The organism is Paenibacillus sp. FSL H7-0690, assembly GCF_037980415.1.
Classification (GTDB): domain Bacteria; phylum Bacillota; class Bacilli; order Paenibacillales; family Paenibacillaceae; genus Paenibacillus_AQ; species Paenibacillus_AQ odorifer.
Window position 1 is genome coordinate 1,820,672 of sequence record NZ_CP150281.1, and the last position, 14,613, is coordinate 1,835,284.

A 14,613-nucleotide genomic window follows, 5' to 3' on the forward strand; every position below is an offset into this window, starting at 1 on the left:
GAATAGGAAGGGAGCATTAGAGATGCAGGTGTATATGGACATTGTGCTTAGGGCCTTTGTTGCTATGATCATGCTTTTGCTGATCGCCAAAATATTGGGAAAACAAACGTTATCTAACTTGACCTTCCACGATTTCGTGACGGGTATTATATTGGGCTCAATAGCCGCGAACTTGGCGTTTAATAAACAGCTGCATTCTTCCTACATGATCCTGGCGCTTATAGTCGTTACCGTTACATCTTTTTTACTATCTATCATCGCTTTAAAAAGTCGTAAAATGAGAAGCTGGATTTCAGGTTCACCCACTGTACTTATTGAGGATGGGAAAATTCTTGAGCAAAATATGAAAAAGGTAAGGTATTCGTTGGATTCTTTGGATCAGGCCTTGAGAGAAAAGGAAATTTTTAATCTAGAGGTAGTAGAATACGCTGTGCTGGAAGATAACGGAATGGTGTCTGTATTAAAGAAACAAGAGTACCAATATGTTACCCGAAAAGATCTAAAGCTGTTGTCCGTTCCTCAGAGCTTTCCCGTTGAATTGATTATGGATGGAATAGTGCTTGCAGATAATCTTAAGGATAATGGCCTGACCCAAGAGTGGCTGGAGAACGAGTTAAGGCGTAAGGGAAAACAAATTTCTGATGTGTTTTACGGGGTAAGAGGAACGCAGCAGCAGCTGATTTTTGACTATTATGAAGACGGGATAAAGAAACCTATTGATAAAGAATAGCTTTTGTTCATATTGGAGATTGACGGATACCTAAGCAGCGTCTTATAATGTTTATATAATTATTAATTAGTTAATAAAAATATAAACGTTGAGAGGCGGTATTTAACCATGGCAGAACGTGCGATCCTTAATACTGACATTCGCAAAGGGACGATTAACAGAAATATTTACGGACATTTTTCTGAGCATCTTGGCCGTTGCATTTATGAAGGGATTTGGGTTGGAGAAGATTCAACTATTCCTAACACCAACGGTATTCGTAATGATGTCGTGAAAGCGCTTAAGGAAATTAAAATTCCTGTACTACGCTGGCCAGGTGGCTGTTTCGCGGATGAATATCACTGGAAAGATGGTATCGGAGCCCGTGAAGGTCGTAAACGTATGATTAACACTCACTGGGGCGGAACGGTTGAGAACAACCATTTTGGTACGCATGAATTCATGGAATTATGTGAGATGCTGGAATGTGAGCCTTACATTAACGGTAATGTGGGCAGTGGTACCGTTCAAGAGATGTCCGAATGGGTGGAGTATTTAACCTTTGGAGGCGTATCTCCAATGTCCGAGCTTCGCCAGCAGAATGGTCATCAAGAGCCTTGGGCTGTGACTTATTTTGGCGTGGGGAATGAGAACTGGGGCTGCGGCGGGAATATGCGTCCAGAATATTATGCAGATCTTTATCGCCAATATCAGACGTATGTACGAAATTACGGGGACAATCGTATTCACCGGATTGCTTGTGGTCCTAACGTGGATGATTATCACTGGATGGAGGTTCTGATGCGTGAGGCAACACGCTTTATGGACTCGATTACCCTGCATTATTATACAATTCCTGGTCCAGCATGGGAGAATAAAGGTGCAGCTACAGGCTTTGAAACGAGTGAATGGTTTAGTACATTAGAGAAAGCCCTTCGCATGGATGAGCTGATCACCAGACATGGCGTTATTATGGATAAATATGATCCGGATAAAAGAGTAGGTCTTATCGTAGATGAGTGGGGAACTTGGTATGATGTAGAGCCGGGGACGAATCCAGGATTCCTGTATCAACAAAATTCAATTCGGGATGCTCTTGTAGCAGGCGTGACCTTGAATATTTTCCATAAACATAGTGACCGGGTACGGATGGCAAATATTGCGCAGACGATTAACGTACTTCAGGCAGTTATATTGACCGAAGGGGAAAAGATGGTGCTGACCCCAACGTATCATGTATTTAATATGTTTAAAGTCCATCAGGATGCGGAGTTGCTGGATTTAGCACTGGAAAGTGGCACTTACAGCTTTGAAGGCCGTAAGATTCCTGAAGTATCTGCTTCGGCTTCCGTAACTGCTTCTGGAATCATCCATGTCAGTCTTTGCAACTTGAACCATGCTGCTTCTGCTGCTGTTCCACTTGAGCTTCGTGGTCTTTCCGGGAAGAAGGTTGAAGTGACAGGCACAACACTTGCCGGTGATAAAATTGATGCTCACAATACCTTCAGCCAACCGGAGGCGGTAGTGCCGCAAGCCTTCACTGCCTTCACTCTGGAGGGCGATCTTCTTAATGTTGAACTGCCTCCAATGTCAGTAACTGTGCTGGAGATTACGCCGAAGGCTTAAGGTGGTGTTACCATGTCAACAACATCAACATGCAAGGGATGCAGAGAGGATTATAAAGTTACGCCAACGCAGATTAATCGGATCTTGTCTTCTTCCATGTTTAAGCCAGAGTTTTGTGTTCCGGATGAAGTTTACGCTGAACGGGTTGCCCTTTGTGGGACTTGCCCTAAGCTGCACGAAGGGGTAACTTGCGTCGCTTGCGGCTGCATCATCCCCGTAGTAGCCAAGCTTAAGGAACGTAGTTGTCCATTGCCGGGGGGTGGCTTGTGGGGTCCCTATCGAAAAGAATTAAGCTAAAATAAGAGCCGCATTCGACTCTCCAATGGGAGGTGAATGCGGCTTTATTCTTGGTTATCCGTATAGAACAACTCAACGATTAGATCTTCATTATAATTTCCAAAACCTTTGCCAAAAAGAGTAATCCCGCCAATATGCTCGGCATCTTCATCTACGGAAAGCTTGAAAGACCACTGTTTGTCACGGATATTCACTTGATCAAGGGTAACTTCTGAGAGCTTCAAACCATCCATAAATGTACCTTTTGCTGTAATGCGCAGCTGCTTGAGCAAGCCGTATTGGTTCGTGAGTGCTGGCCACCAGGCCGGTGTATATTTACCACGGCTATCCCCGTAGTCACCGGGACTTGTCCAGAATCCAAGCTTCACTCCGTTCAGAGTGAATGTGATATCCGAAGGCCAATTATTATTAATGGAAGGTGCTTCGGAAGCAATTTCCATGGTTATAATCAGTTCCTCAGGATGCTGGCTGGAGAGGAGGAAATTAGGGATTTTATATTCGATAAATCCTTTGCCGAACCAAAGAATCCCCGCATTCATACGCTCAAGATCCCAGAAATAGCGGGGATCATCAAAACTGCCGATCACTTTCTCAGTAGTTGCAAGACCACAGGTTGGCTCGATCAGGAAGTCGGAGTAATGTCCAACCGGAATTTCCTTGCGATAACTTTTGCGCTCATTGATCTGTCTGCCTGGGAAGGTGATTTCTGCTCCTTCAGCAGCTAGAGTACAGATCTTTTGCAGACCACTTCGACCAGGTGCCATATGCGTCTGGATCAGTCCGGCAGCTTCCAGCTTACGCACATGCATAGTCATAATGGCGCTGCTCAAATTTACTGCTGCGGCCAATTCCTTAACATTCATAGGATTTTCGGCAAGCAAACGCAACATATGCAGGCGTACTGAGCTGGCTAAAGCTTCATAGACGGGAAGGGATTCTTCCGACAGGTCAAGTTTCATAAATGGCCTCCAATTAAAATTTATGGGCTAATCGCCGATGATTAAGAAATTTATTAATAACAATATAAAAATCGACGTTTATTTCGGATGTATAGTTAATGATTATATTAGTTAAATACTTTTTTTACAATATGGGACTTTAAAAAAAGAACGGAGCCTGTGGCTCCGCTCTCTTTTCAAATCAAATCTTGCTTAATCTACGTTCGAGCTATACTCTGCCTGTACTTCATCTGACTTGAGCGCTCTGCTGTAAATCTTCAGTTCATCAATCATACCCTTAAATGGTGCATCCCAATAGTTGACGCCTAGAGCGAAAACGCCGTTCTTGTTCTTAAAGACATTCGGGAAGCCCTCACCAGAGAACTGCTCTACTCCGTTGAGGTAAACTTTTACGGTACCATTGCTGACCGTAAACGCAACATGTGTCCATGTATTTACTGGAATCTTCATGGCAGAAATAGCATCATACCAAGCTTCTCCGGACCATAACAACGTTTTACCGCCACCGTTCTGAGGAACGAAGCTAATCCAGCTATTTTTAGTGGCAGCGCCGAAGAAAGTAGTTGTTGCATCTGTAAGTTGTTCAGGATTTAGCCACATAGATACGGTGTAGGTATTGCTGTCAATTAATCCATCAGGCAAACGGATACCGGAGGTACCGTTGAATATTGCAGCTTGGCCGAGGACACCGTTACCGTATGTGATATTGCCTACTGTTGGGCTATCTACTTTTGCTCCTGTAACTTCGCCTTTTCCGTTCAATTGGAAGGAGTCATCCAGGTCGCCATCAAAAGCATAATGAGCTACTTTTCCATCAGTTACATTTACTGTGTAGCTGGCTGAAACTTCGCTTCCATCAGTCGCTGTTGCAGTAATTACAGCTTGGCCACCGACAGTTAGTGCTGTTACTATTCCGCTCGCTGCGTCAACAGCCACTACGCTGGAATCGCTAGAGCTCCAAGTTAGCGCCTTATTTCCGGCATTGGTTGGAAGCACACTTACTTGAGGGGTGAAAGTATTTCCTACAGCTACTGATTTAACAGCTTCACTGAATGAAATATTACTTACTTTAATGTTCGTATCAGGCTCACCGTTTACAAGCCAGCCCACAGCTTCCGCAGACAATGCTCTATCATACACGCGGAATTTATCAACCAAACCTTTGTATGGTGCATCCCAGTAGTTCACACCAAGAGCAAATACACCGTTTTCTGTATCAAAAATATCTGTGAATCCTTTTCCGGAGGATTTCAATATACCATTTACGTACATATTGACTGTTCCAGCATTGTAAGTGAAGGCAATATGCGTCCACTGGTTAACTGGAATTTGTAAGCCTGTATCAGCATCTAGCCAAGTATCGCTACCGAACCAGAGTCTGGTGGTTGCTCCACCGTTTCCATATGGCAGGAGACTGAACCAGTTCGTTTCGGTTTTAGCACCGAAGAATACAGGAGTAAAAGCTTTTAATTCGGATGGGTTCAGCCACATCCCTACCGAATATGCGCTACTTTGAATTAATCCGTCAGGTAGACGAACACCGGATTTACCATCAAACTTGGCTGCCTGACCGTCTTTACCAGCCTCAAAAGTGATGTCTCCATCCTCAGTGTTGTTGATCAGATTTCCGGTGACTATGCCGTCAGCTGTGCGATCCCCATTTTCTGCAAGGTCGCCATCAAAGTCAAAGGCAGCTACTAAGCCGTCTTCCAATTGCGTGCTCTTTTTTTCCATAACAACGGCGGTGAAGGTCTTAGTTACTGCGACTTCACCTAGCTTAATTGTAGCAGTCAGTTCAACTGTAGCGTTTCCAAGTCCAAGTTCAGGACGAGTAACCTTACCATTGTTAGCAATTACAGCCTCATTGGAAGAGGACCATGAAATTTCTGCTCCGCGCAAGCCTTCCGTAGGAAGGGTGATGTCATCGTATATTTTTCTTGTGTCACCAATACTCAAGCCTGCAGCAATATTGTTCAAAATCTGCTCAACGCTCATCGATTCCATCTGGCTGCCCCAGATAGTGATCCCTTGATCTGACATTGCGGTGAACGTCATAACATGCTGTTGGCGTGAGGAATCCCATTGCTTCACAAATACACCTTTGTAGAGATGTTGTACGGTGCTTCCATTTTCCGTTTCGTTAATGAGCAAATGAGCGAAGTACTCATCCTTCAATTCCCAAGTTCCGGTTAACGATCCAACGATCGTTCCGTCACTTTTTAGCTCGATATCTACTGTAGGTTTGATAATGCCTGAAACATCCTTGCCGTGGTTAACGAACTGATAAGAGCCGACAACATTATCCCGTGCTACAGCCCCAATAGTTTCACCCGTGTAACGATGTACGGCAGTTACTGGCCAGCCATCTTCGTTAGTGAACATTTGATGCACACGAAGTTCATGGGTTTCACCACGGAGTGGGAAACGAGTGTGGAAGAAGTTAAATATTTTACCCGTTTCATCATCATATTGTACCGAGTTATGTCCTGAGGACACATAACCATACGTTTGGAAATTCGGGTCTGCATTTTGATTTGTAAACATGAAGTTTCCTAATAGCTTATTACCATATGGTGTGTTGTCACCATCGGTAGTTAGAACAGCATTCTGTCCTGCTGCATCCGTATAAGGGCCGTCCGGATTTGTTGAACGGAACTGCCGCATGCTGTAACCGCCTTTGGAGTCAAGTCCACCGTAAGTTACATACAAGAAGTAGTAACCAGTCTCCTTGTCGTAAACGATATACGGACCTTCACCCGATTTGGTCATTCCGCCAGAAATATGGGTTCCGAAATAGCGGTCGATAATACGTCCATCAGCGGTCTTTCCATCTTTGCCTGGATATTTAGGTTCTCCGGTAGCTGGATCAATCTCCAGAATGAATATACCACCTGACCATGAACCATAAGTCATCCAAAGCTTGTTGTCTTTGTCGTAGAAAATAGTTGGGTCAATTGCATTTGTATAGGTTTTGTTTTGATACAAACCACCTGCATTAAACCAATCTGGATTGACACCTTCCAACGTTCCATTGTCGATAAGGTCCTTGATATTTGTATTGTCCCATTTCTTATTTACTTTACTGTCACTGTCATAAGCCTCTTCCTTGGTGAAACCGGAATAAATTACGGTATTTCCATAAGTATAAGGCCCTTCGATATTTTGCGAAGTGGCGTAGCCAATCGCCGAACGGATATAAGTAGAAGAAGCGCTGTAATACATCATATAAGCGCCAGTTGTTCCATCAGCGTTCTTATAATCGTTATTCCAGAATACGTCCGGTGCCCAGATGGAGAATCCGCCTTTACTGTCCGAATCGTTCTCGCCAGCCCATTTAAAGGATTCTGCCAGATTCTTGGACAGATCACCAAAAATCACGTTGCCCGGTGTTGTATAACCATTAGTGAACTGTGTCCAGTTCATCAGATCATCTGATTTGGCCGCATCGATATGGGAGCCAAATACATAATAAGTTCCATTATCCACTACCACCGATGGATCATGTACCGAGACATTGGTGAGTGCTGGTGCAGTTGCTCCCGGACTAGGTGTAGCCGTCGGACTAGGTGTAGCCGTCGGACTAGGTGTAGCCGTCGGATTTGGTGTAGCTGTTGGATTTGGTGTAGCCGTTGGATCTGGTGAAGCCGTTGGAGCCGGAGTAGCTGTAACTTCCGGAGCCGAAGTAGCAACAGAACCGCCGTTAGATCCACCGGTACCAGTGGTTGCCGTAGCCGTTGGAGTTGGTGTTTCAAAATGGATTAACTGACTGTACTTACTATCAAAGATAACCTTACCCGTGCCTTGAATGGTTAGGATATCGTTGAAACCAAGGATTAAATTCTTGATTTCTGTACCTGCCTCTACACGCAGCTTGGCTTTTTGCTTCAGTGTAACTTCAGCAATACTGCCTGCTGTCAGATGGAGTGTAGGCTCTCCCAACGCTTGAAGCTCAACGGAATCAAAGCTTCCTTTCAGCTTGAGGATGGAATCCTTAGGCAGCGTATTCTCAACAATAACCCGGCTGAAACCTGCCCCCGTTAGTGCATCTTCCTCTAGTATTGCGCCGGAATGTACACGTACGTTTGGTACGGCACTTGTGCCTCTAGTAACGACTCGCAGCTTGCCGTTATGCTTATCTACTACCATTTCAGCAGCATTGGAGTCGCTTAGTACGACACTGTTTTCACCGCCACCAGAAACGAATACTTTTCCCTTAACAGTGACATTATTCAGTGTGACATCGCCCTCAGCAATACCTTCGGTAAGGTAGAGATTCCCTGAGATTGTGGAGTTTTTCAACTCTACGCCTGGGCTGCTGATAACCATATTCCGAGTGTTAATCCCCGAATAGCTTCCGCTCTTAGGCGTGATTTCTCCGCTAAGCTTCTCAATCATGCGCAGTGCTTCCGCTCTTGTTACAGCCTGAGTTCCTTTAAAGCTGCCGTCAGTGTAGCCTTGCAGATAACCTTCACCAAGTAAAGACAATACTGCTTCTTGGCTCCATTCTGGCAAATCAGCAGCATCCTTTGGTGCAGAAGTGCCAACAGATGAGTTGAGTTGGAACAGTCTAAATAACATTACTGCAGCTTCTTGCCGACTTACTTGCTGTGCGGGTCGGAAGGTGCCATCGCTGTATCCTGTTACATATCCTGCAGCGGTTGCTTTTTGGATATCTCCGTAATAAGCACCTGTCGTGGAAACATCCGTGAAGCCTATATCGGCTTTTTCCTGCAAATTAAAGACCCGATTAACCAGAGTAACCCACTCTGCACGGTTGATTTCTTGATTTGGCTTATATATTCCGTTTCCGTAACCCAGAATCAAGCCCTTATCTACCCAGGTTTGAAAATCTTTTTGTGCCCAGTGGCCGGAATAATCGGCAGTTTGTTGCTGAGTGGATAATGCGACTGCTTTGGAATCGCTTGCAGAAGCAGCAGAAATTAATGGAGCAGGCACTAATAGAGTGAGGGCAAGCAGGGAAGCGGTTAGTTTACCAGTAGTTTTTCTCAAATGTATGATCCTCCGATTCTAGTGATGTAGAGCTTGTACACGCGTATTTTTCCAATTCCTCCCTTCTTTACTGAAAAAAATGTAAAACGCTTACATAATTAGCTACTAAAAAAACGCTTTCGAATATGAAAATGGTTTTACTTTATGTATTACTAAACCATAATACGGAAAACGTTTTATAATGCTCTCATTTTAAGCATGATATCAGCAAATAGTCAAACAGAAATTTAACGATTTATGAATCTTTTTATATTTTTATAAATTATAAATTCAAAATAGAGGCAAATGATTTAACTACTGGTGATTACTGCTGAAGTGGATAAGAGTGAAATACAGTGAATGGATGACTAGGCGGGATATATCAGCAAGATAAAGAGAGGGGATAGGGCATAACAGGTGGGGGGGAGCTAAAGAAGAATAGCTAATTAGTTGTTCACCCCCGCAAAAAAACCAGTTTTGCTTAGATCATAAATGAAAAATTTACAGATAGTACAACTTGAAAATGATATCTTGATCATGGTTTCCGAATTTTTTTCCGAAAATCGTTGCTCCTCCTACGTGTTTTGCATCTTCCTTCACTTCGATCCGAAAGGTCCAACGATCACAATTCGTATCTAAATCCTCAATCGAAACCTGAGACAGCGGGTCACCGTCAATGTAAGTTCCATTGTGGTTTGTAATTCTAATCGTTTTTAGCAATCCGTATTGATTGATATTGTGTGGCCACCATTCCGGTGTGAATTTACCTCTAGCATCAGCGAAATCTCCGGGGCTCGTCCAAGTCCCTAATTCCAAGCCATTCAAAGAAAAGGTGATGTCTGAAGGCCATACGTCATTAGCAAAGGGGAATTCGGAAGAAAGCTCTAAGCTAATCTCAAATTGCTGTAGGGTTTCCTCTTTTTTTAGGAAATTAGCGATATTATATTGCACATAACCTTGCGTGAACCAGAGAATCTCTGCGTCCACTCTTTTAGAATCCATGAAATACTTAGGTTCGTCTACTCTGCCGATAAACTCCTTATCCGTAGCAAGTCCGCAAGTAGGTTTCAGATCATAATCGGTATAATGACCAATCGGCACTGATGTCTCGTAGGAGGCAAAAGAGTGAAAGATTTTTTTCGGGAAGTTAATCTCAATATGATCCACCCTAAGGATTGAGATTTTTTGCATTCCTGATTTACCAGGCACCTTTTCAGTTTTTATGAGCCCTGCATCTTCTAGTTTTTTTATGTGTTTGGTAACGATAGGACTGCTTATTTTAAGTTCTTCTGCCAAATCTTTGATGTTCATCTTATTTTTGGAGAGCAACTGAATAATTTTGATGCGTACTTCACTCGCTAAAGCTTCGTAAACAACAAGAGAGGATTTGTCGATTTCCAACTGCATTTTACCCACTTCTTTCAAAGTTATTTCATATACTATAAAGTTTATTAATCTATATATAAAGTAACATGAAAGGTAACCGAAGTAAATATAATATCGCTTTCATCTCCGAGAGATGAATCAAAAGGTTAATTAAACGAAAAAAAATTCTGTTAAGTTTATTTAAATGTTATTGACTACGCTTTCACAATGAATGTATACTAATCTCAAGTTAATCGTTTTCAAAGAAAGTGAACATGAATGGTTATCTTAACATTACAGCTGCAGGGGGAGAGAGTAATGAAAAAGAAATTTGGAGTTTTATTAGCAACGGTTCTAACATTATCGACAGTTTTGGCAGGATGCGGTGGTAAAGATGATAGTAAGACGATTACGTTCTGGACACCGCTGACCGGTGATGACGGTGCTTATATGGATCAAATTGTTAAAAACTACAATGCAACGAATCCCGAAATCAAAGTAAAACATGTTATTACGGCTGATATGTACACAAAAATTTCTACAGTTTTGGCATCTAGCAAAGGTGTTCCTGATTTAGCAATTATCCACGCTGACCGTGTTCCTGGGTTTGTTAAACAAGGTGTACTGGAATCCATGCAAGATACCGTTTTGCCAGCACAACCTGAACTGAAAGCTGAAAATTACTTACCACAAGCTTGGAACACTGGTAATATCGATGGAACTCAATACACAGTTCCTCTTGATATTCATAGTAACGTAATGTATTACAATAAAGATTTGCTGAAAAAATATAACGCTGAATCCTTCTTGGATGATAACGTTGTTACTATTGATGAAATGCTTTCCTTACAAGGTAAATTGGATGAAGGCGATTACGTAGTTAATGATGCCTTGCTGGGCTGGGTTATCTTGGCTCAAATTCAAGATTTGGGCGGGGATATCCAAGTCGATGGAAAACCTGCTGTTAATACCCCTGTATTTAAACAAGCGTTTGAAAATGTTAAGAAAATCGCTGATGCTGGCCTGATGACTCCATTTGGTGAAGACGGTTACTTGATGTTCCAATCTCAAAATGTACTTTTCTCGACAGACGGAACTTGGAGTTCTACAGCACATGCTGGGGTTGAAGGCTTGAACTTTGGCGTGACCAATGTTTATTCTCCTACTCCTGATAAATTCACCAACAGATCTTCTTCTCACTTGTTCGCTATGTTGAAAAATGATAAGAGAACAGACGAAAAAGAAGTGGGTATTGCTAACTTCTTGGAATATGTTCGTACGAATTCGATGGAATGGGCAAAAGCTGGACAAAACGTAGCAAGTAACGTAGTTAACCAAAGCCCTGAGTACAAAGACTTTATGCAATCCTTCTTTACATCTGATGAAAAAGAAATCGAATCCCTATACATTTACACCTATGAATACTACCCATACATTGCGGAAGCTGTAGATACTTACTGTGCGGATATCGTGCGTGGCAACGTTGATATTGATGAGACTTTGGCAACGATGCAAAAATTTGTTGAAGATAAAATTGCGGAAAGCAGCAGTGCAGCAAAATAAAGCAAAATAGAATAGATTGTACGAAGTAATGTGCCATGTTATGGTGCATTACTTTGTGCAAAAGGAGAAATGAATTCCTATGAAAAAGAAAATCAATTGGGCACCTGCTTTCTTTGTAGGTCCGCATGTCATTTTGTTTGCTGTCTTCATTTTATTGCCAACGATTTATGGGATTTATGCTTCATTTACAAAATGGAATTTAATGAGTGATCCGGTATGGGTAGGCTTTGATAACTATAAGGCTATTCTTTTTGACAACAGTTCAACCTTTCATACTCAATTTTTCAGAGGCCTAAAAAATACATTGATTTTCGTTGCTATGTCTGTTCCGTTGCTGATTATTATTCCATTAATGGTCGCGGTGGCGTTGGAACATAAAAAAGTTAAAATGAAGAGCTTAATTCAATCTATTCTTTATATTCCTGGCTTGATTTCAATTTCTGCGGCAGCACTGATTTGGCTGTTGATCTTTAATAAGCAACTTGGGATCACTGGTAATCTATTTGGATCACAAATTGCTTGGCCTGCAAATCAACCCTATGCGTGGATTATTATCATTGTAATTACTTTATGGGGTGGTATTGGGGGCAACATGATTATCTATCGTGCTTCCTTAAGTGGCGTTTCTCAAGAGTTATATGAATCGGCGGAGCTCGATGGTGCGGGTTCTATTAAAAAATTCACTAGTATTACCTTGCCATCTATTCGTTTTCCATTAATTTATACCTTTGTTATGACAACTGCGGGTGCCTTTAATGTATTCGGCCAACCGTTAATGATGACCGATGGCGGACCTCGACAAAGTACACACGTTCTAATGATGTATATTCGTCAATTAGCTTTCGGTAACGGTGAGTCCATCGCCGGGATGGCATCCGCTATGGCAGTTTTACTGGGATTAGTTATTTTGGTGATCTCAGCGCTGCAATATTTTGTAATGAACCGAAATGCTTCATAGGTTCGCAGAAACTAATTGACTAACAAGGAAATGGAAAAGGTAGGTGTACTAAAATGTCAAACCAGGCAGTAAATCCAGTTGTAAATACAACAGGCAAAATAAAAGGCTCCTCCAGTGTAAGTATTTCAAAATATATTTCCTATATATTTCTAGGTATCCTATGTGTGATTTGGATCATTCCTGTTATATTCGGGATTTCCACCTCATTTAGATCACAAACGGAAGTAGTATCCTCGGGCTTCAGACTATTTCCTAAAGAGTGGGTCTTTGAGAACTACGTTACAATCCTAAACAATACCTCTACAGCTCCAATTCTACGTTGGTTAGGTAACTCATTGTTTATTGCCACATCTCACACCATTCTGGTGGTTATTGTTATTTCGATTACAGGTTTTGGTTACACCCGTATTAAGTTTAAAGGAAGAGACACATTGTTCTTCACTTTGTTGGGGATCTCCTTCTTTCCGGGTGTTGTTAACTTGATTCCTTCTTATAAAATCATTGACTCCTTTGGTTGGGTGAATACTTCCTGGGCTATGATTATCCCTGGTCTTGCGGGTATGGGTAATATCTTCTTGGTCAGACAGTTTATGAACGGTATCCCAAAAGAATTAGATGAATCGGCTAAAGTTGATGGTGCTAGTGACTTTAGAATTTTCGCGCAAATTATATTGCCGTTAGTTAAACCAATATTGATTGTTTGCGGATTGTTCTCCTTTACTGGATCTTGGAATGACTTCCTCTGGCCGGTTATTGTGTACACAGATGTAGATAAAATGCCAATTACCGCTGGTTTGCTCTTATTGCAAGACATCTACGGAAACTATCGTATGATCGGACAATTAATGGGCTCGGCAATCATGGCGATTATTCCAACATTGCTGCTATTCGTTTTTGCACAAAAATACTTCGTTCAATCCATCAACCTGAATTCGGGTATCAAAGGTTAGATCGAATGAACTTAAACTTAAATACACCTTGACTTCTTATAAGGAAGGGTGTGTTTTGGTGACCTGCAAATATAAAAAAAGAGATAAATATAGGAGTTGTCATTGTGAGAGAATTTAATGTGAAAAATCCACTAGTTGAGCAACGAGCAGATCCTTGGATCTATAAACATACTGACGGGTACTACTATTTCATAGCTTCAGTTCCGGAGTTCGATAGAATTGAGCTTCGCCGTTCTGAATCTATTCAAGGATTGGCTGAGGCTGATGGAAAGACCATTTGGGTTAAGCATGAAACGGGTTTGATGAGTGCTAATATCTGGGCGCCAGAGATTCATTATATTGATGGAAAATGGTACGTGTATTATGCAGCTGCACATACCTCTGATACGAAAGATGGTTTATTTGATCATCGCATGTTTGCACTAGAAAACTCATCCGCAAATCCTTTAGAGGGTGAATGGGTGGAAAAGGGTCAAATAAAAACAAAATGGGAATCTTTTGCCTTGGATGCAACAACTTTTGAGCATAAAGGAGTTAGATATTACGTTTGGGCACAAAAAGATCCTGCTATCCCTGGCAATTCAAATATTTATATTTCCGAAATGGAGAATCCTTGGACACTAAAAGGCGAGCAGGTGTGCATCACCACTCCTGAATACGATTGGGAAAAAATCGGATTTTTGGTGAATGAAGGCGCGGCAATCCTTAAGCGTAATGGACGCATTTTCATGACTTTCTCAGCTAGTGCAACAGATCACAACTATTGTATGGGATTGTTGACTGCTGATGAGAATAGTGATTTGATGGATCCAAAATCATGGGTCAAGACACCTGAACCTGTGTTTACGACTTCTGAGGAAAACGGCCAATATGGTCCGGGACATAATAGCTTCACTGTCTCTGAGGATGGCACACAGGATATCCTTGTTTTCCATGCTAGAAGCTATAAGGAAATTGTCGGTGATCCGCTTTACGATCCGAATCGTCACGCACGTGTGCAAGTAATCCAGTGGAATGAAGACGGAACGCCAAACTTTGGTGTACCTAGACCGGATACGAAATAAAAAGGGATTTGTCGCATAAAACAACAGAGCAATGATTCTCCCAGAGGTGGAGAAACACTGCTCTGTTGTTTTTTATAAGAGTCATAGTTATAACCCTCCTGAGGCTTAAGGACTCAGCTGACGCTATTTGCAA

General features: G+C 42.1%; 10 protein-coding genes. 7 read left to right on the forward strand and 3 right to left on the reverse strand.

Features of this window, described 5'->3' with window-relative positions; genetic code table 11:
* Positions 1-22 precede the first annotated feature (22 nt).
* The 3 genes from MHI32_RS07980 to MHI32_RS07990 all read left to right on the forward strand — a co-directional run bounded on the left by MHI32_RS07980 (position 23) and on the right by MHI32_RS07990 (position 2,632).
* On the forward strand, positions 23-730 hold the full coding sequence (locus tag MHI32_RS07980) for a DUF421 domain-containing protein (protein ID WP_076184726.1): 708 nt from the start codon (positions 23-25) through the stop codon (positions 728-730).
* 108 nt (positions 731-838) lie between these two features.
* A complete protein-coding gene (locus MHI32_RS07985) occupies positions 839-2,335 on the forward strand; it encodes an alpha-N-arabinofuranosidase (RefSeq protein WP_340012133.1) in 1,497 nt (498 codons plus the stop codon).
* Between the two features lie 12 nt (positions 2,336-2,347).
* A complete protein-coding gene (locus tag MHI32_RS07990; RefSeq protein WP_340012134.1) occupies positions 2,348-2,632 on the forward strand; it encodes a DUF6171 family protein in 285 nt (94 codons plus the stop codon).
* 44 nt (positions 2,633-2,676) lie between these two features.
* Here MHI32_RS07990 and MHI32_RS07995 read toward each other — a convergent pair whose 3' ends face one another.
* From MHI32_RS07995 to MHI32_RS08005, 3 genes are all read right to left on the reverse strand, one after another.
* The gene (locus tag MHI32_RS07995) at positions 2,677-3,591 is read right to left on the reverse strand and encodes an ArsR family transcriptional regulator (RefSeq protein ID WP_076100540.1); all 915 of its coding nucleotides are present in this window, start codon (positions 3,589-3,591) and stop codon (positions 2,677-2,679) included.
* Positions 3,592-3,783: 192 nt separating this feature from the next.
* Positions 3,784-8,601, reverse strand: a complete 4,818-nt coding sequence (locus MHI32_RS08000) for a LamG-like jellyroll fold domain-containing protein (protein WP_340012135.1) — start codon at positions 8,599-8,601, stop codon at positions 3,784-3,786.
* A gap of 480 nt (positions 8,602-9,081) precedes the next feature.
* A complete protein-coding gene (locus MHI32_RS08005; RefSeq protein WP_076126270.1) occupies positions 9,082-9,987 on the reverse strand; it encodes an ArsR family transcriptional regulator in 906 nt (301 codons plus the stop codon).
* A gap of 276 nt (positions 9,988-10,263) precedes the next feature.
* Between MHI32_RS08005 and MHI32_RS08010 the strand changes: the two genes are divergently transcribed.
* The 4 genes from MHI32_RS08010 (at position 10,264) to MHI32_RS08025 (ending at position 14,480) form a co-directional block, all read left to right on the forward strand.
* Entirely contained in the window at positions 10,264-11,508 is a 1,245-nt protein-coding gene (locus MHI32_RS08010; RefSeq protein ID WP_076101554.1) for an extracellular solute-binding protein, read from the forward strand.
* A gap of 79 nt (positions 11,509-11,587) precedes the next feature.
* Positions 11,588-12,466 carry a sugar ABC transporter permease gene (locus MHI32_RS08015; RefSeq protein WP_076138280.1) on the forward strand — a complete coding sequence of 293 codons (879 nt, stop codon included), beginning with the start codon at positions 11,588-11,590 and terminating at the stop codon, positions 12,464-12,466.
* A 53-nt stretch (positions 12,467-12,519) separates the two neighbouring features.
* Positions 12,520-13,416, forward strand: coding sequence for a carbohydrate ABC transporter permease (locus MHI32_RS08020; RefSeq protein WP_036675639.1), 897 nt, complete (start codon positions 12,520-12,522; stop codon positions 13,414-13,416).
* A gap of 104 nt (positions 13,417-13,520) precedes the next feature.
* On the forward strand, positions 13,521-14,480 hold the full coding sequence (locus MHI32_RS08025) for a family 43 glycosylhydrolase (RefSeq protein ID WP_076126274.1): 960 nt from the start codon (positions 13,521-13,523) through the stop codon (positions 14,478-14,480).
* Positions 14,481-14,613: the final 133 nt, after the last annotated feature.

Bases quoted from the DNA above. Each gene is read 5' to 3' on its own strand.
- MHI32_RS07980 (WP_076184726.1), top strand. From the start codon at position 23: ATGCAGGTGTATATGGACATTGTGCTTAGGGCCTTTGTTGCTATGATC.
- MHI32_RS07985 (WP_340012133.1), top strand. From the start codon at position 839: ATGGCAGAACGTGCGATCCTTAATACTGACATTCGCAAAGGGACGATT.
- MHI32_RS07990 (WP_340012134.1), top strand. From the start codon at position 2,348: ATGTCAACAACATCAACATGCAAGGGATGCAGAGAGGATTATAAAGTT.
- MHI32_RS07995 (WP_076100540.1), bottom strand. From the start codon at position 3,591: ATGAAACTTGACCTGTCGGAAGAATCCCTTCCCGTCTATGAAGCTTTA.
- MHI32_RS08005 (WP_076126270.1), bottom strand. From the start codon at position 9,987: ATGCAGTTGGAAATCGACAAATCCTCTCTTGTTGTTTACGAAGCTTTA.
- MHI32_RS08010 (WP_076101554.1), top strand. From the start codon at position 10,264: ATGAAAAAGAAATTTGGAGTTTTATTAGCAACGGTTCTAACATTATCG.
- MHI32_RS08015 (WP_076138280.1), top strand. From the start codon at position 11,588: ATGAAAAAGAAAATCAATTGGGCACCTGCTTTCTTTGTAGGTCCGCAT.
- MHI32_RS08020 (WP_036675639.1), top strand. From the start codon at position 12,520: ATGTCAAACCAGGCAGTAAATCCAGTTGTAAATACAACAGGCAAAATA.